General features: G+C 54.1%; 13 protein-coding genes. 4 read left to right on the forward strand and 9 right to left on the reverse strand.

What is annotated here, in order from left to right; all coding sequences use genetic code 11:
* The first annotated feature begins 205 nt into the window (after positions 1 to 205).
* The 3 genes from MKY58_RS06910 to MKY58_RS06920 all read left to right on the forward strand — a co-directional run bounded on the left by MKY58_RS06910 (position 206) and on the right by MKY58_RS06920 (position 4183).
* The gene (locus MKY58_RS06910) at positions 206 to 2143 is read left to right on the forward strand and encodes a DUF2207 domain-containing protein (protein ID WP_339323976.1); all 1938 of its coding nucleotides are present in this window, start codon (positions 206 to 208) and stop codon (positions 2141 to 2143) included.
* A 189-nt stretch (positions 2144 to 2332) separates the two neighbouring features.
* Positions 2333 to 3307, forward strand: coding sequence for a diaminopimelate dehydrogenase (locus MKY58_RS06915; protein WP_339323977.1), 975 nt, complete (start codon positions 2333 to 2335; stop codon positions 3305 to 3307).
* 108 nt (positions 3308 to 3415) lie between these two features.
* A complete protein-coding gene (locus MKY58_RS06920) occupies positions 3416 to 4183 on the forward strand; it encodes an AAA family ATPase (protein WP_339323978.1) in 768 nt (255 codons plus the stop codon).
* Positions 4184 to 4312: 129 nt separating this feature from the next.
* On the opposite strand, the gene MKY58_RS06925 is transcribed toward MKY58_RS06920, so the two are convergent.
* Positions 4313 to 5212: a rhodanese-related sulfurtransferase gene (locus tag MKY58_RS06925; protein WP_339323979.1), complete on the reverse strand. Its 900-nt coding sequence runs from the start codon at positions 5210 to 5212 to the stop codon at positions 4313 to 4315.
* Between the two features lie 463 nt (positions 5213 to 5675).
* Here MKY58_RS06925 and MKY58_RS06930 point away from each other — a divergent pair, with 463 nt between their 5' ends.
* Complete coding sequence (locus tag MKY58_RS06930; RefSeq protein ID WP_339323980.1) at positions 5676 to 7724, forward strand: methyl-accepting chemotaxis protein; 2049 nt, start codon at positions 5676 to 5678, stop codon at positions 7722 to 7724.
* 31 nt (positions 7725 to 7755) lie between these two features.
* Here MKY58_RS06930 and MKY58_RS06935 read toward each other — a convergent pair whose 3' ends face one another.
* From MKY58_RS06935 to MKY58_RS06970, 8 genes are all read right to left on the reverse strand, one after another.
* Entirely contained in the window at positions 7756 to 8985 is a 1230-nt protein-coding gene (locus MKY58_RS06935; protein ID WP_339323981.1) for an MFS transporter, read from the reverse strand.
* Positions 8986 to 9112: 127 nt separating this feature from the next.
* Entirely contained in the window at positions 9113 to 9958 is an 846-nt protein-coding gene (locus tag MKY58_RS06940) for a carbohydrate ABC transporter permease (protein WP_339323982.1), read from the reverse strand.
* A 26-nt stretch (positions 9959 to 9984) separates the two neighbouring features.
* On the reverse strand, positions 9985 to 10887 hold the full coding sequence (locus MKY58_RS06945) for a sugar ABC transporter permease (RefSeq protein WP_036712436.1): 903 nt from the start codon (positions 10885 to 10887) through the stop codon (positions 9985 to 9987).
* Between the two features lie 101 nt (positions 10888 to 10988).
* Positions 10989 to 12365, reverse strand: coding sequence for an extracellular solute-binding protein (locus MKY58_RS06950; protein ID WP_339323983.1), 1377 nt, complete (start codon positions 12363 to 12365; stop codon positions 10989 to 10991).
* 454 nt (positions 12366 to 12819) lie between these two features.
* Positions 12820 to 14121: an extracellular solute-binding protein gene (locus tag MKY58_RS06955; RefSeq protein WP_339323984.1), complete on the reverse strand. Its 1302-nt coding sequence runs from the start codon at positions 14119 to 14121 to the stop codon at positions 12820 to 12822.
* Between the two features lie 37 nt (positions 14122 to 14158).
* Positions 14159 to 15142 (reverse strand): substrate-binding domain-containing protein, encoded by a 984-nt coding sequence (locus MKY58_RS06960; protein WP_339323985.1) that lies wholly within the window; start codon positions 15140 to 15142, stop codon positions 14159 to 14161.
* Between the two features lie 5 nt (positions 15143 to 15147).
* Positions 15148 to 16950 carry a sensor histidine kinase gene (locus tag MKY58_RS06965; RefSeq protein ID WP_339325074.1) on the reverse strand — a complete coding sequence of 601 codons (1803 nt, stop codon included), beginning with the start codon at positions 16948 to 16950 and terminating at the stop codon, positions 15148 to 15150.
* On the reverse strand, positions 16950 to 18563 hold the full coding sequence (locus MKY58_RS06970; RefSeq protein WP_339323986.1) for a response regulator transcription factor: 1614 nt from the start codon (positions 18561 to 18563) through the stop codon (positions 16950 to 16952). The genes MKY58_RS06965 and MKY58_RS06970 overlap by 1 nt, the downstream gene beginning before the upstream one ends.
* Positions 18564 to 18858: the final 295 nt, after the last annotated feature.

The raw sequence follows: 18858 nt of genomic DNA on the forward strand, positions 1-18858 counted from the left end.
CCCCGTTCCGCTTGAACCGGCTTGCGCCCAGGCGGCGGCCGTTTTTTCGCGCGCTCTTTTTCAATCCGAAGCCTTCCACGTCCCAAGCAAGATTGGTACCTTTTCCTCTTGAAGAACCGCCCGGAGCATTTGTTAATATATAAAGCAAACGCCTTGAAAATAGAAAAAACGGGCATTGGGGAAAAGAAACGATGGGAGTGAGCGGATGAAAAAATGGATGCTGGCGCTGGGGACTCTCCTTTTGGCCATCGTCATCGCGGGATGCGATAATGATGCCTATTCCATGGATCGCGTCGATTCGAAAGCATATATTACGCCTGACGGGGACTTATATGTGGAAGAGCTGTTCACGTATACGTTTAAAGGAAATTACGAAGGTGTGACCCGGGCCGTTTCTCCGGGAGAGCACGACGGGATCGAATTTTTCGAAGCTTATGTTCCGCCGGAGGGCAAAAAGCTCGGGGAGTTTTCATATGAACATTTGGAACGCCTGAAGACCGAATGGAACGGCGAAAATGAAACTTACTACGTCTATGATGCCGCCAAAGACGAAACGAAGCGGGTTTATTACCGCTACCGGATCGACAAGGCCGCCGTTAGATACAGCGATGTGGGACAGCTGGATTGGCGCTTTTTCAAAAACAACAAGCAGGAGCTGCATCACGTCACGCTCGATGTGTTTTTGCCTTCCGGTGACGGCAAGGCCGATGTCCATGCCTATTTGCTTGACCGCACGGGCGGGACGGTCACGGCCGGGGGCGAACCGGCGGTTCATTATGAAAACCCGGTGCTGTCCGAACGCGGGGATGCGCATTTGTCGATCTTTTTTCCGCAGGAGCAGCTGTCGCAGATGACGGCGAGCGAAAAAAAGGTCTCTGCTTCCGAGCTTCTTCAAAAAGAGCAGAAGGCGGAAGCGCGGCTCAAGGCGCGCGATGCGAAGATGCGGCAAGCCGGCAACGTCATTCGCGTCCTGACGGCGGTCGCCCTGCTGGGCGCCTTGATGTACAACGTGCTGTCCGTCAGAACCCTGTCGGCCTGGTTCGGACATAGAAGCGTAACGAAGCGGGAGCTGGAAGAACTGGACCCCCTGATGAAAACCTATGTTCTTCGCAAAGGAAAGCTGAAATCCCAGGATTTCATCGCGGGGCTGCTGTCTTTGCGGAGCAGGGGGCACGTGACGGTCAAAGAGGTCCAAGCGTCCAAACGCTTTTTGGAGGAGCCGACCGCTCCCGACGCGACGCTGGAATTTACGCTTCGAGGAAAAGCGGATCAGCTGAATGCCGCCGACCGGCAGCTGATCCATTGGCTTTTCGGCGAAAAAAGGGCATTTCGTTTGGATTCGGTCGCCTTTCCGACCTTTAAGGAAAAACAGGATCAGAAGCAGATTATGAAATATCGCCTTCAGGCGGCGAAACACGCCAAAAACTTTCAACAATGGTGCAGCATTCTGGCGAAGACGGAGCCGTACGCCCGCGAGGTCAGATTTAACGGGCTTCTTAAACTGCTTGCGCCGCTGACCGTGATCGTTCATTACGGGCTGCTTCTTTACCTGTTTTACGCCGATGCCGCATCCGCTGCGGCCATCGTCACGGTTGCCGTGCTGATCGGGATTGCCGGCATTTTTACCTGCGTCAAATCCAAAAACAAATGGTGGCTGGTCGCCTATCTGACCGGCTGCTTCTTCGCCGGAGCCCAGCTGACGCATGAGCAGGGGATGGATGCGTACCTGATCTTCGTGCTGAGCTCGCTTCTGTTCGCGGCGCTGATGCCGAGAACGATCCTGTCGACGGAGATGCTGAAATACCGTTTCGCGCTTAAAAAATCAAAAAAAAGACTGGCCAAGGGCGGAGACGCTCCAACCGGAGACGCGGCCGCGGCGGAACGGGAGGCGGAGGATGCGGTTCTGCTTGGGGTTGTGCCGAAATACTTAAAAAATATGGAGAAAAAAGAGGCGGCCGGCACGGTTTTATCCGCCGCGGCATTGCCGGTTCTGCTGCATGCCGAATTGCTGTCGTCGCTTGCGTATACGCAAAGCCACTTGAACTTCATCCCTCCCCGCCCTCTCTATAGTTCCGGCGACAGCGGGGGAGGTTACGACGGCGGCGGTGGAGGCGGCGACGGCGGGGGGACGGGAGCGTTTTAGCCATGGAAATTGTTGCATCCGGACCTGGATGCGGAAGCATCGTTTACGCTGTGCAGGGGCAGACGTCCCTGCATTTTTATGCCAAAAATTTGTGCTTTTCCTCACATCGAATGGCATGTATCCGCAATTCCGTTTATAATAGAGGTCAGAAATAGAAAAGACACTATATTGCTTCTTTGGGAGGATTATATGAAACAAATTACGGTTGGTATTGTGGGATACGGAAATCTCGGGAAAGGCGTGGAGAAATCGATCCGGCAAAACCCGGACATCCGGCTTGAAGCGATTTTCACCCGCCGCGAGCCCAACGGCGTAGAGGCTAGCGTGCCGGTTGTACATATTTCGGAAGCGGAAAAATATATCGGCAAAATCGACGTGATGATTCTGTGCGGAGGATCTGCGACCGACTTGCCTGAACAGGGACCCCAATTCGCGAAATGGTTCAATACCGTCGACAGCTTCGACACGCATGCGCGCATTCCCGAATATTTTGCGGCCGTCGACGCCGAAGCGGCTGCGTCCGGCCATGTCAGCGTCATTTCCACGGGCTGGGATCCGGGCCTGTTCTCGCTGAACCGGATGCTGGCGGAAGCCATCCTGCCGGAGGGCAAGGAATATACGTTCTGGGGACGCGGCGTCAGCCAAGGCCACTCCGATGCGATCCGCCGCGTGGAGGGCGTTAAAAACGGCGTGCAGTACACCATTCCGGTCGAAGAAGCGGTAGCCAAAGTGCGCGCCGGGGAAAATCCGGAGCTGAGCACCCGCCAAAAGCATCTTCGCGAATGTTTTGTCGTTGCGGAGGAAGGCGCGGATGTGGCCCGCATCGAAAAAGAAATCAAAGAAATGCCGAACTACTTCGCCGACTATGACACGACCGTGAACTTCATCAGCGAAGAGGAGCTGAAGGCGAACCACTCGGCGATGCCTCACGGCGGTACCGTGCTTCGCAGCGGACGCACCGGCGAAAACAGCACCCAAATCATCGAGTTCGGCCTCAAGCTGGACAGCAACCCCGAATTTACCGCGAGCGTGCTGGTCGCTTATGCGCGTGCCGCAGCCAAGCTGTCCGCTCAAGGAGACAAAGGCGCCAAAACGGTGTTCGATATTCCGTTCGGCCTGCTGTCGCCGAAATCGGCCGAGCAGCTTCGCAAAGAACTGCTGTAATTTTCGGACAAGCCTATCGCAAGGGCATCATTCCTACCGGAGTTTGAGGGTGGATGATGCCCTTTTTCACAAGGAACGGATCGGGTCGAAAGGAGGACTGATGGCCGAATGCTGGACCCGCGTTCGCTTTATTTGCGCAGCATGATGCTGAAAAGGGACGAGGTGCCGTCCTTCCGGACGTATCCATTTAACCTTCCCGCGGTGCATGATCTGGCCAGCCTGTCGTTCCGGAAGCCGGTCACGTTTATCGTCGGCGAAAACGGCTCGGGCAAATCGACACTGGTCGAAGCGTTGGCCATCGCGTGGGGGTTCAACCCGGAGGGCGGGACGCAAAACTTCGCATTTGAGACGATGGCTTCCCATTCGGAGCTGTATCGGTATTTGCGGCTCGTTCGCGGCGCGGTGCGGCCGAAGGACGGATTTTTTTTCCGGGCGGAAAGCTACTATAACGTGGCGACGACGATCGACAAGCTCGATCTCGAGAGGGGCAGCGGCCCTCGCATCAAGGAATCCTACGGCGGCAAGTCGCTCCATGAGCAGTCCCACGGCGAAAGCTTTTTCGCAACTTTCATGCATCGCTTCGGGGGACGGGGGCTTTACTTGATGGACGAACCGGAGGCGGCGCTTTCGCCGCTGAAGCAGATGTCGATGTTGTCCCGCATCCATCAGCTTGTCAAGCAAAATTCGCAGCTGGTCATCGCCACGCATTCGCCGATTTTGATGTCTTATCCCCATGCGGAGATTTGGCTGCTCGACGAATCGGGAATGCGCGAGGTGGAGCTGGAGGAAACGGAACATTACATCATTACCCGCCAAATGATGAACGACCGCGAGAAGATGCTGGAGATTTTGCTGGAGGAAGAAGGAGAACGGTAGCCGGACGTTGTCCCAAAACGTCCCGACCCAACGGGAACCCATGTTGTTTTCTCGCGGTAACGGCCGGCAAGGCATACAAAAACGGCTTGTTCGTTTTGAACGAACAAGCCGTTTTTTTGGAACCTTTCTTTACGCGTTGACGCCGAGAACCGCTTCGCGGCATTCATCCGAGCAGAAGGATTGATGTTTTTCCTCGCAATCCGGGCAGCATACATGCTGCTTGTTGCAAACCGGGTTCGCGCAGTTGATGTAACGGTCTTCCGTCGTGCCGCAGTGATGGCATTTTGCGATCACCACGTCTTCTTCCGTGCGGTTGATCGGAACCGAAATGCGCTCGTCGAACACGTAACATTTTCCGTCCCACAGATGTCCTTTGACTTCCGGATCTTTACCGTAGGTCACGATGCCGCCTTCAAGCTGGTTGACATCCTTGAAGCCTTCGTGAATGAGGAATCCGGTGAGTTTTTCGCAGCGGATGCCGCCCGTGCAGTACGTAAGCACCTTCTTGTCCTTATATTCGCTGAGGTTGTTCCGGATCCATTCCGGGAACTCGCGGAAGGACTTAACTTCCGGACGAATCGCGCCCCGGAAATGGCCGATCTCGTATTCATAATCGTTCCGTCCGTCGATCACGACGACGTCGTCTCTTTGCAGCAGCTCATGCCATTCCTTCGGAGACAGTCTTTTGCCGCCGATCACGTTCGGATCAAGCGGTTTTTCGTAACGGAACGTAACCAGTTCTTTTCTGTGGCGCACGAAAATCTTTTTGAATGCATGGCCGTCGGCTTCGTCGATCTTGAAGACGATGTCGGAGAACAGCGGGTTCGCCTTCAAATCGTTCATGTACTTCTCGGTTTGTTCCACCGTTCCGGACAACGTTCCGTTAATGCCTTCCGAGGCAATCAGAATGCGTCCTTTCACGCCCAGATCCTTGCAGTATTGAAGATGCTCAGCAGTAAACTGCTCCGGATCTGGAATCTGTACGAACTTATAATATAGCAGAATACGGTAATCTTTGGATGCTGTCATTCTTTCTTCACCTGTCTTGTAAATTTATCTTAAAAAAGAGGATGCTGCGAACTTCGCAGAGTCGCTTCCGCCGGACCGAAACGGGGAGTCCGTTGGTCGGCCGGCACCGGGAGCGGCTGGACGAACGCTGCAAAATCCTGTTAAAAAATCTTTCGTTTCCGCGAAGCCGGTCATCCTAAAACCGCAAAAACCACCTCAAAAGGCGGTCCGCTTTTGTGAAAATGCGCCTAAAACGCTTTTCTAATCTATTGTAGATGAACGTGACGCGGATAGTCAACTTAAAAAGGCAATGTTCCCATTATTGGCACAAACATTTGCGGCGATTCCGGGACGGGCGGTTTTTCAGAAGAGAATAATTTCGAGAAAATGTAGAAGATAATCGATAGAGCATCCCCTTGAAGACCGATATAGTAAGGTTATGCCGCTTCCAAAAAACGGTACGGTACAATAGGGGGGCATGCCGATGTCGGAAAGAGCTTTCAAGGAATCGTTCCGCTGGAATCCGCTGCGGTCGATCGGAACGAAAATCGCGCTGATGATGATTGCGGCCGTCATGGTTTTTGTGGCGGTGACCGGCGCGGTATCTTATCGCATTTCCAAAAGGGCGCTGGAACGCGAAGTGACGGGGGCGTATTTGGAAACCGCGGTGCAAACGAGCCAAAAGCTCGACTTTTTGTTTCATTCCTTCGACAAGATTCTAATGCAGATGCTCGTGGATAAAGCGATGCAGGAGACGGTCCTGGATTTGCTTCAGCAAAAAAACGAACCGGCGGAATATACGCGGCTGGCCGATCGGTTGGATGAAATTTTGCAGTCGTATATGTTTTCGGATGCGTACATCACTTCGATCGAGGTGCTGGAAACCGACGGTACGGTCATTCCGACGCGTTCCGGCCTGCTGGCGAGCAAAAATTACGGCAACGAGGACTGGTTCAAGCAAATTGCCGAAAATGGCGGCCGCTCCGTCTGGATCCACCACAATCTGGACGGAAACCGGAATACGAATCCGACCATTACGCTCGGCCGGGTCATTACCGGCGAAGGGGCCTCGCGGGGTTACTGCGTCATCCTGATCGATATCGATCTGGCTGCGATCAAGGATCAGGTGGAGCATGTGGGGATGGGCGACGGCGGCAGCATCCAGGTCATCAGTCCCCAAAATCAGGTGATCTACAGCGAAAGTGCCTCGCAGCTGGGACGTACGTCCGGTATTTCGCTGCCTCCCGAAGGGATGAGCAAGCCGAAATACGCATTCCTTGCGCCGGACCGGTCGAAGCAGGTGGTGATGGCCAAGTCGGAAATCAACGGCTGGTTCACGATCGGGATGATTCCGGTCGGCGAGATGGTGAAGGATACGAAACGCATCTTTCAAGCGACGATATGGGTGCTGGCCTGCGCATTTGCGCTTGCCGTCGCCATCGGATGGCTGGTCGCCCGGATGATCGGCAAACCGCTTGGCCGCCTGCGGGAATTGATGAAGCAGGGAGCGGACGGGAACCTGCGGGTTCGAACCGATGCCGTCTCCAGGGACGAAATCGGACAGGTCGGCCGAAGCTTCGACGAAATGATGCGGCACCTGACCGGTCTGGTCGAGCAGGCGGAGCGGTCCGCGGACGAGATGCGGGAGATGGCGGGGGAGCTTTCGTACGTGTCCCTGAACACGGCGGAAACGGCCAAGGAAATCGCGTCCGCCACCTCCGAAATCGCTCGGGGTGGAGAAGGGCTGGCAAGCGAGGCAGAACGCGGGAAGCAGCTTGCGCAGCGGTCCAAAGAACAGACCGAAATGCTGGTGCGAACGAGCAGGGACATGCGCATGCTGGCGGAGGACGTCAACGCAACGAGCCGGACGGGAACGGAATATATGGCCGGATTGATCGCCAAAACCGGGGATATGGAAGAACGAATCGGCATCATGACCGGGAAAGTGGCCAAACTGCAACAAAGCACGGAATCCATCTCCCGAGTGCTCGAAATGTTGACGCAGCTGATGAAGCAGACGAACATCCTGTCATTCAACGCAACGATCGAAGCGGCCCGGGCCGGGAGCTACGGCAAAGGTTTCAAGGTTGTAGCGGACGAAATCCGCGAGCTCTCCGAGGAGGCGAAGCGATCCGTGGACGCCGTCCGTCCGATCACCGGGGCCATACTTCGCGAGATCGGCGAAACCGCGCAGGTTTTGCAGGAGTCCGGCCCGATTTTCATGGAGCAAATCGCCTCCGTGAAACAAGCCGACATGCTGTTTAACCAGGTTGGCGCGCAAATGAACGAGCTGATGCGGCATTTGGCGCTGGTGAACGGCTCCATCCTTGAATTGGAGCAGTCCCAGCTTCTGCTGTCGGATGCGATGGCCGGCGTGAGCAGCGTGTCGGATCAATCCCTGGCAACCTCCGAAGAGGTGGCTTCGCTCAGCACGGAACAGCTTGGCATCAGCTCGGGGCTGGTCCAGCTGTCCAGAAAACTCCAGGTGCTGTCAGGAACGTTAAAAGACTCCCTATCCCGGTTCAAAACCTGAGCCGGCGGGAGTCTTTTTTTTCTGGCATCGCCTATGGCATCGCTGCAGGTTCGGGCTCCGGGGAATGCGGCGGGCCGAGCTTGCCGTTTTCCCTGCCGGCGCATTTTTGGAACACGGGGATCGCGATCAGGCAGGCGACGGCCAAACCTGCGATAACGACAAAGGCAGCGCCTTTGATTTCGGTCAGCGAAAAGGTAAGTCCCAGCAGGACGCAGCGGGTCAGTACCAGGATGCATTCCCGCCACACCAGAAAGCTGCGTTTGGTCCCGGGGGACAAATGTTTGATGTATTTGAACTGCTGCGCATTCCATACGATCGAGAAATAAAACATCCCCACGGAGGTGAGCAGGTTGGAGGCGATCAGCATGGCGGGATGATGCAGCAGCGCGATCAAAAAGCCTGCGGCAAGCAGCAGCGTGCCGATCCAGAGCCAGCGCATTTCATGGAGGCGGATTCTCCGGTACAGCCATAATCCAAGCAAAGAGGATAACGTGTACAATAGATTCAACACGGCGATCAGCATCTTGTTTTGCGTGACCGAAAACGTAAAAAGCAATGCGAACATATTTTGAAACTGCAAAAACAATCCTGCCGCAAGCAGGGAAAGCAGGACCCATTTGGCGCCCGGATAGCTGAAGGCGGTCCGGAAGCCCAAGGCGTAAAAAGGCTCCTTGATCCGCTGCGCGTGGGCTGCCGGCCGAACCTGCACGTATATTTTCGGCATTTTTGCCGAATAGGCGAGCATGGCCGCAATAAAAAGAAGCATGGCGACAAAGGAGCCGTTGTAGCCGAACCATTCGATCACTGCGGCGGAAAAAATCGGCACGGCCATGTTCAAAACCTGCGAGGTAATATTGACGGCGGCGAAATACGGCGCGAGCTCGTTTTCCTTGCCCTGCAGCGCGATGCTCAAATTTTGCGAGGATTGGGATAAACCGAACATCATGCCGACCGGGACGCCAAGCAGCACGATCCAGAGCATGCGGGACTCCAAATGGACGGTCATCAAATATAAGAACGCCAAACCGCCGCATAAGGCGGACAAAGCGAGCAGCGGCCTGATGGAGAAGCGGCTGTTCATCCTCGAGGCCAGCGCAAACGTCAGCCCCCAGCAAACGTACATCGATGCGTTATAAAGGGAAACGTCGCCAATGCCATGATCGGATTCCCAAATGTAGAGATTGACAAATATCGAAATATAGATGGAGATGATCGAACTGAGGATGTTCATGACCAGCAGTTTTCGGATTGTCTTTGACACGTAAGTACGCTCCCTTTTTCGCCCTTGGAAAAAAACAATAACCTTAGCATGGAAAAACCAAAACTAAGGCTTGTTCATCCGCTTTTTTAATGTGTGCGAAGCTGCATCCGGCTGACCAAGCTTGGCCTTATTTAATGGCGCCGGCCGTAATTCCGCTCGCGATCTGGCGCTGGAAGAACATGTAGACGACCAGCACCGGTACCATCGTAATGAGCAGTCCCGCGAACAGCGGACCCCATTCGGTACGGTACTGCATCTGCGCCTGCATCATCGCGATCCCGACGGGAAGCGTATAATGGTCCGGATCGTTGACGAGGATCGTGCCGATGATGTATTCGTTCCAGATGTTCAGCACGTTGACGATGCCGACCGTAATCAATCCGGGCTGGGAGAGCGGAAGCATCACCCTGAAAAAGATGCCGAAATACGAGGCGCCGTCAATCGCGGCCGCTTCTTCGAGTTCTTTAGGCAAACTTTTGAAAAAGCCGACGAGCACGAAAACGCCGAAGGCGATCAGGGTGGAGGCATACACCAGGATCAGTCCGAAGGACGAGTTGGTCAGATGCATCGAATTGAGCAAGAAAAACAGCGGAATCAGCGCCAGGCTGAACGGGATCATCATGGACGCGATATAAATGAGATAAAGCACGTTGCTGCCTTTAAACGGGTATCTTGCAAGCACGTAAGCCGTCGAAGCGGCCAGAAACAACCCCAGCAGCGTCGAGCCGATGGTGACGACGACGGAATTCACGAAATATTTATCGAAGCTGAATTCGCTCCATACGTAGGTAAAGTTGCTCCAGAGGAGCGGAATGTCCGGCAGGGACCAGGGCATTTTGCGGAAAAACTGATCGTTGTTTTTGAGCGCGTCGAGCAGCGTCCACAGCAGCGGATAAAGCACGGACAGCCCCCAAATGACGAGAATGGCATAAAACAGGATTTTATAGATAGGATGTAAACCGCCTGATTTCATAATACGTTCCTCCCGGGCATATAAGATCAGCTGATTTCGATCGTTTCCTGGCGCATGAGGCGCTGCAGGACGACGGTCGTGATGAGCGAAACGATCAGAATCAGTACGCCGATGGCTGCGCCGTAACCGAAATGGTATTGGCTGAAAGCCATTTGGTACAAGTAGGAACCCATGACCTGGGTCGAGTTGTCCGGACCGCCGTTTGTCATGATCATGACGATGACGAACGAGCCGTTCAGCGTCGTCATCATGATGTTCAGGATCGATACCTTCATTTGTTCCCAGATGAGCGGCAGCGTGATATGGCGGAACTGGGCCCACTGGCCCGCGCCTTCAAGGCTGGACGCTTCGTAATAGGATTCCGGTATGCCCTGGATCGCCGCAATGAGCAGAATCATGTAAAAGCCGATGCCGGCCCAGATCGCCGGAGGCAGGAGCATCCAAATCGTATGGCTGGTAAAGCCGAGCCAGGTGATGTCCACCTTTTCTTTCGTGAACAGCGACAGAAACGCGTTCAAAAAGCCGATTTGCGGATTGTAAATGAAGTTCCATAAGACGCCGATGACGACGACGGAAATGACGTTCGGGATAAAAAAGATGGACCGGAAAAAGTTCGACAGCCTGAACCGGAAGCGGGTCAAGGCGACGGCAAAGAAGGTGGCCAAAATCATAATGCCGATGATTTTGCCGACGACGAGAAAGTAGTCGTTGCCCATGGCGTTCCAGATGATCGGGTCATGAATCATTTCCTTGAAGTTGTCGAGCCCGATAAACGTTTTGTTGTCGGACGAGCCCGACCAATCGAACAACGAATAATACATCGCCTGCACGACGGGATAAATCGTAAACAGGCAGAAGAACAAAAAGGTGGGGAGAATGAACGCCGCGATAAACAGGCTCCGCTGCCACTTGGTAGTTCCCAATCTCATCCGTTAAACCTGCCTTTCAAAATAAGATAAGGAGGATGGCCGAAGAGTAAATCCCCGTCATCCTCCGTCCTGATCGTCAAAACCCCAATGGATTCAATTTTTTATTTGTTGGCTTTTTTTGCCGCTTCGACCACGCGTTCCACCCATTGCTCAGGGGTGATTTTGGCGATGGTCAGCGCGTCGGTCGCATCCTGCATGGCCTTATCGACGTCAGCGTTGAAGGTGATGGCAGGCACGACGACCGTGTTCGGGTCGGTCAAATATTTGGCCGCGTCCTTCACGTGGCTCGGCGCGTTGGAATCGCTGATGTCGCCTTTGATGTTGGAAGGAGCGCCGCTAAGCTCGGCCCATTGGGAAGCTTGCGCTTTCGAGAAAATAAACTGCAGGAACGCTTTCGCCGCTTCCTTGTTTTTCGCGTTTTTGGCGATCGCTACGTTCGCCGTGGACGTGTTGGCCACGACTTTGCCGCCGTTGTCCTGCGTAAGCGAAGGAATGAAGCCGAAGGCGAATCCGCCCGGAATGTCTTTCGCCATTTCGTTCGGCAGCCAGAGGCCGTTCGGGATGAACGCGTCCTTATGCTGCAGGAACAGCATTTGGGAATCGGTATGGTTGATTTGGATGGAAGCTTTGTCGATGAACCCTTTGTCGCGCAGCTCCACGATTTTGTTCAGGGCCGCCAGGACGGCAGGGCTTTGGAAGGCTTCCACCTTGGATGCCGCCATGTCCTGAAGGATCGATATGTCGTTGTTATTCGCAGACACGATGGCCGGATACAGGATCGCGCCGTTGATGTAGTACGGGTATTTGCCCGTATGGATAAACGGCGTCACGCCGGCCGCTTTGATCTTGTCGCTGACGGCCATGAAGGACTGCCAGTCGGTCGGCTCTTCCCAGCCTTTTTCTTTGAAAAGGGCTTTATCCCAGAAGACGCCCCAGGAATTCAGAACGAGCGGAATGTCGTAGACCTTGCCGTCGAACAGCTGCGGGGGCTGGGCCAAAATATCGGAAATTTTGTCGCCGTCGATATTTTTGGCGTCCTTAATCCAGTCGGTCAAATCCTCCAGCTGCCCGTCTTCGACCATTTGCCGGTCGTTCAGGTTCGGTCCGTCGATGTAGACGAAATCCGGCGGATTGCCTCCAACCCAGCGCGGTTTCATCTGATCGTTGATTTTCGGGCCGCCGCTTTCCTTGATTTTCAAATCCGGATTTGCGGCCTGAAAATCGGCGATGACTTTTTTCCACCATTTATCGCCGTAGCCGCCGACGAAATATTGGATTTCGAATTCGCCCGTCAGTTTTTTGGCTCCGTCGTCGCTGCCCGTTTTGGCTCCGCCATCCGTATTGGTTGCCGCCGGTTCTTCCGTTTTGGCGGGTTCCGTCTGTTTCGCTTCTTCCTTGGAACTGCCGCAGCCTGCAAGCGGGGCGACGGCCATCAATGCCGCGATGCCAAGCGCAGCCAATCTTGTTTTAGACACCATAAAAGCTAACCCTCCCTTGGAATCGTGTTCAAACGCCATATTGTCTGCTGCCCTCGAATTACAGCGCCTACAGTAATCATAAAGAGAGAGGCTCCATCACTCTATCGAAATTCTTCCATGAATTCTTTGTTATTTTCTCTTTCCGGAAAATTGGGTTCTATGCTATATGAATGAAAATAAGCGATGCTGCCGCTGCGGATCCGGATCGTTCTTCCGATCACTGTTGCCCCAAATTTTATTGAATGATATCTTTCCAAAAAGTAAAAATTCGGGGACAAAGGCGACCGCTATCGCTTCTTCAGATCGATTCCGTCTCCTCCGATACCGCTTTTTTCATCAGCATTTCTTCTCGTCAAAGCGCAAAAAAGCCGGACCCTGTGTCCGGCTTTCCTCGCTTTGCATCGTTAATTTTTATAATATCAGATGGAATAACTACAGAGTGCGTCGATAAATGTTATTTCTTATGCTGCTTCATCAGCTTCCGCTGCTCCTCCTCGGCGAATTTCTGCAGTTCGTCGAGCGCCTGCTGCGGCGACATATGGTCGTGAAGCACGGCGTCCCCCATTTTCCGGGCCGTATCCATCACCGCCTGCCATTCGGGCTGCTGGATCGGGTAAAAGCTGGCTTTCCGCAGCGCGGCCAAATCGGCTTTCATCTCTTGGTTGGCCGACCCCAGGCGTTCCCCGGTCAGCTGCGTGACGGGAAGGAAACCCTCCTGCTGGATGATCTCCTCATAGACGGGGCTGGAATACAGGTAATCGAGAAATTTCGAGATGGCCTCTTTGTTCGTGTGGTCGGTTTTGAACGACACGAGCATGTCGTGCACGCCGAAGTTGATCGGCTTCACCCCGTCCTTAACGGGGATGGGCCCCTTATCGTATTCGAGGTTCGGGAATTCGCGCGGAACGACCAGATTGAAATAGTTGCCCGAAATCATCATCCCGAGCTTGCCGTCGCCGAGGACGCGCTGCTTCTCGTCCCGGGTCGTCACCGTCGGGTCGGCATCGGTCAATCCCTCGGCGTACATATCCCTCAAAAAGGTAAGGCCTTCCACGTTTTGGGGCGAGTTGATGGTCCATTTTCCGTCTTTGATCCACCCGCCGCCGGCGCCCAGGAAAAAGTAGGAGAGGTAGGCCTGAATTTCGTTGTCGGTCAGATCCACCCCGAACCCGCGGGCTTTGCCGGAGCGTTTGATTTTGCGGGCATCTTCCTTGAGCTCGGACCACGTTTGCGGCGGCGCTTCGATCCCCGCTTCGCGGAACAACGCCTTGTTGTAATACAGCTTCCTCGTCGAAGAGACGTAAGGGATGGCGTATTGCTTTCCGTTCCAGTTGTCCAGCTTGAGCAGGTCGGGATAAAATTTCTTTTTCAGCTCCGGCGACATCAGGTCATCCATGTCGTTCAGCAGGCCGTCGCTTGCAAAATGCGTGTACACGTTGGTGTTCAGCAGATCCGGCGGCTGGTTTTTGCTGATCATGGTCGTATAAATGATGTCCAGGATGTCCCAGTTGGCGACTTGAAGATTGATCACGATGTCCGGATTTTTCAGCATGAAGTCCTGCACCAGGTTTTCGAGCAGCGGCCTCGTTTGCGAGCTGTATTCCGAGGCGATGAAATTGATCACCGCCGGCGGATTGTCTTTGGGCTTCAGCGCCGGCTTCGGCGGATTCGTGCCGGAACAGGACAACAACAGCGGGGAGAGGAGCATGAACGAAATCGACAGCTTCGCCAGATTAAGCAGCAGGCGGGAGTTCATCGGCGCTCACACCTTTCATAAGGATCGCTAGCATGATTCATTTATCGATAAACGGAAACAAAAGCTTCTGGTTTTCCTGGGAGTACATATTTTCTTTCGTGACGACGATCGAATTCGTATACGTCACCGGCTTGACCTTTTTGCCGTCCAGCATGTCGAGCGCCGTTTGCACACCGAGGTAGCCGATGTTGAACGGCTGCTGGACGACGGTGGCGTTTAACGTGCCTTCTTCGAGCAGGCGGATTTCGTAAGCGGACGTGTCGAAGCCGATCAGCTTGATGAGCCCGATTTTGCTCGCATCCTTGATCGCTTTGGCGGCTCCCAGCGCCGCCGATTCGTTTAAGGCAATGATGGCGTTTAAATCGCCGTGGTCCCGCATCATCGTTTTGGCGATCAAATACGCGCGTTCCTCCGAATCCGAGCAGTAATACGTGCCGTACACGCTTTGGCCATAGGGAAGGAGCGCTTGGCGAATGCCCTTTTCCCGTTCCGCCGAAACGCCCGACGCGGCAAAATCACTGATAATGACGGATTTGGGGCGGTTCCCCGTCTGATCGAGCGTCACTTTTCCCGCCTGAACGCCCGCGGCGGTGTGGTCGTTGGACACGAAAGCCGGCGCGGAACCGAGCTTGACCGGCGTATCGATGATGACGAGGGGGATTTTGGCTTCCTGTATTTTTTGCAGCCGCTCGGTCACCCTGTCGTCATTGATCGGAGCGATCACGACCGCCTGCGGTTTTTGCGCCAATATTTCCTCCAGCAGCTCGACCTGGCCGTCCACGTCGGTCTCCTGCAGCGGGCCGGCAATGGCGATCTCTGCTCCCGCCTCTTTGGCGGCGGCTTTCGCTCCGCTGCTGACCGTCTGCCAAAAGTCCGAGCGGATGTTATGTTCCTTCAAAATGACGGTAATGCTCCGTTCATGCTCCGGCGCCGGGATAAACAGCTTGAAATACAAAATGACATACACGACGGACGCGATAAAAATAATGGTCAAGAGCAGCGTGGCACGTTGAATTCGCATGGGCGCTACTCCTTTATTTTCGGAATGGCGATCGTGACGACCGTGCCTTCTTCCGGCTCGCTTTGGATTCGGATGCCGTACTCTTGCCCGAAAAACAGCTTGATTCGCTCATGGACGTTGCCGATGCCGATGCCGCTCGTCGATTTGGCGCCTTGTTTTTTGTCGTGCATCGTCCAGATGTTTTCAAGCTGCTCCGGCGTCATGCCCATCCCGTCGTCCTCGACCTCGAAAAGGATCGTCTCGTTTTGCTCGCGGCCGCGGATCGTGATTTTCCCGGGTTCGGGTTTGTTGCGGATGCCATGGTAAATAGCGTTTTCCACGAACGGCTGAAGCAGGATTTTGAGCGTTTTATAGTGCATGATGTCCGGGGAAACGTCGATCTCGTATTCCAGCTGCTCGCCGTATCTCATTTTTTGGATCAACAAGTAGTTGGTGATGTGTTCCACTTCGACGCGGATCGGCACAAGCTCCTTGTCTTTGGTAATGCTGGCCCGGAACAGCTTCGCCAGGGCGGAAGTCATCAGGACGACCTCCTCGTGTTTTTTCTGCTCGCCCATCCAGATGATTGAATCGAGCGTATTGTACAAAAAATGCGGGTTGATTTGGGATTGCAGCAGCATCAGCTCGCTTTTTCGCTTGCTTTCCTGGTTGTCGATGATTTCCTCCATCAGGTTTTTGATCTGCGCCGTCATCAGGTTGAAGGACCGACCGAGCTGCCCGATCTCGTTGATCGGTTCGATGTTGGTACGCACGTCGAAATTGCCCCGTTCCACTTTTTTCATGTCGCGCTGCAAAATGCGCAAAGGCTTCGAGATGCGGTAGGACAAAAACAGCGACAGCAGCAGGGAAAAGAGAATCCCGATGAGGGCGTACATCAAAATCGAATTGCGGATCATGCCCTCGTTGGCGATCAAATCGTCCGTGTAAGCGACGCCGACGATTTTCCAGCCGAAATTCGTATCCTGAACGGAATAAACGCGTTTGCCCTTGTCGTCGTCGACAGTGAAGGAGGTGCCGCTTTTGGCCGACGCCGCCCGCGAAATCTGCTCCGAGCGCAAATTGCTGTAGATGAGCTGCTGCTGCGGATGGTAGACGATGTTTCCGGATTTATCGACGATAAAGACGTACCCCTTTTTGCCCATGTTGATTTGGCTGCAAATGTCGTTGATGATGCTCAGGTTCAGATCGACGAGGAAAATGCCTTCGCCCCGGATGCCGTCGGTGCTTTTGAGCTCCCGGCTTAAGGAGACGACCCAGCGGTATTCGTTTTGGATGATGTTTTGGACGTGGGGAGGCGAGATGACGGATTGGCCGCCTTTCCGCTTCGCCTCCTTGTACCAGGATTGCTCCTCCAGCTTGACGTATGGATTGAGCAGGGTGATTCGCCGGTCCGACACGTTAAATCCGTTATAACCGAACACCATGATCGCCGAAATGTCTTTGCGGGAGTACAAAATCGCCTGAAACAAGTCGGAAATCCGCTTTTCGTACGGCATGCGGTCGCTTTTGCTGATGAAGCTGTTGTCCGAAATGTAATATTTGACGTCTTTGTTGGTCATGGCGAGCATGCTGATGTTTTCCATGTTGTCGATGTACGACTGGATGTTGGAATTCACTTGCTTGATGATTTCCTGCACGTAGCTTTGCGAGTTCGTCTCGACCGCATCCACCGACAACCGGTAGCTGTTCAAGCTGATGACCATGACCGTCACCAGGATCAGGCATGAAAACGTGAAAAAGATGCTCGACTGGATGCTCTTGAACGGCGGAAACGGAATGATCGAAGTTCGTTTGTTCGGTTTGAGCATCACGCCCGGCTCTCCTTGGCGAATTTGTCGCGGTATTCCCGCGGCGTCATGCCGACGTGCTTTTTGAACAAAATGCTGAAGTAATTCGGGTCGCCATACCCGACCTTGCCGGCGATTTCGTAAAATTTCAACATCGTGTGCTGCAGCATTTCCTTGGCTTTGTCCATGCGGACCCGGGTCAAATATTCGACGAACGTTTCGCCGGTATGCTGCTTGAACACCAGGCTGAAATAGCTTGTGCTCATCAGGCAATGGCGGCATATATCCTGCAGCGACATTTTTTCTTCCGCATAGTGGGTTTCGATGTATTCGACCGCTTTCCGGACCTGCGCCAGCGTGTGATGGTTGCGGTTTTCGGCGATGGCGGACATGACGGAAGACACCGCTTCTTCAAGCCATGCCCCGATTTCGTCCAGCGTTTTGTAGCGGTCGGCGTCGGTCAGGCGGATCGGCCGGGCGTTGTCGAGCCCAAGCTCCTGCGCCGTATTCATCAGCGACAGGACGACCTTTTGGATATGCAAAATGCAGGCATCGAGCGGAGCCATGCTTTCCTTCAAATCCGCGACGAACCGCTTAATGAGCTCCCGGACCTCCTCCAAGGAGCCGGTTTTGACGGCGGAAGCGAGCTTGCGGTCCCAATCGCCGCGGAGATGGTTTTCGTAGGCAGGCCGGTCTTCGAAGTCCAAAATGCTGAGGACGCGGTTTTTGCCGAGCAAAAACCGGTAATCCAGGGCCGAGAGGGCGCTTTTATAGGAGGCCGGAAGCTCCTCCGCGGTTTTGACCGCTTGTCCGACGCCGATGCTGACCGTAAATTTCAAAAATTTTTCGATGTAAAACCTGGCTTCTTCGGCGATGCGGTAAGCCCGCTCGTAAAGCCCGGCTGCTTCGGCGTTGCCGGAGACGACCAGCACGAGACGTTCCTCCCGCGTCCGAAACAGCAGCAAATTTTCGCGTTCGGCGATCTCCTCCAGCACGTTGTAGGCTGCATAGCGCAAAATTTCGGTATCGTTTCCCGTTTCCGCCTGAAGCTGCCGCGCGCCGAAATCGTCGATGTCCGCCACCATGACGAGCTGAAGCGGGAGGAGGGGGTTAAGCCCGAAGTAGCGAAAACGTTCCTCGATTTCGGCCGGCCTTAAGCCGCTGACGACGAGCCGCTCCAAAAAACGTTCCTTAAGCAGCGGCAGGCTTTGCTTCAATTGGCTGTACAATCGGCTTAAATCCTCGTGCTGCCGGGCCGTCTCGTCCATTTCGCATTTGACCTTCCGCAGCAGCTCGCGCATTTCATGGGCCGTAATCGGCTTCAAAATAAAGTCGGATACCTTCAGCCGGATGGCCTGCTGCGCGTATTCGAACTCGTCGAAGCCGGTCAGGATGATGATTTTGACGTACGGATATTTTCGGGTTACGTTTGCGGCCAGCTCCAGTCCGTCCATAAACGGCATGGAGATATCGGAGATGATGACGTCCGGCACCGTATGCTCCATCACCTCCAGCACTTCCCGGCCGTTCGCGAAATCGCCGATCAGCTCAAAGCCGTGCTCCTGCCAGTCGATCGTCCGCTTCAAGCCGTCCCGGACGACCGCTTCGTCGTCGACGATAAAAACTTTGTACATGGTGTCACCCCTTGTCTGATCGCGTTCATCTGGAATAATTATACTTTAAAAGGATTTTTATGAATACAGCGGATTCCCGTACCGTTCCGGCTCTTGGGGGCTTCCGAAGTTTATCATGAAAGCGCTGTCGTTTTTAAGAGAAATATAATATAAAACCGCGAATTTAAAAAGAGGGGAATGGAGGCAGCCGAAATTCGGGGCCGGTAGGCCGGGCGAAATCGGTTTTGACAGGATTTGGGCGCTGTGATTTAATTAGTGAATATGTGACCATTCCGCATAAGTGCAAAAATACAGG

The organism is Paenibacillus sp. FSL W8-0194 (genome assembly GCF_037969745.1).
Taxonomy (GTDB): domain Bacteria; phylum Bacillota; class Bacilli; order Paenibacillales; family Paenibacillaceae; genus Paenibacillus_AQ; species Paenibacillus_AQ cookii.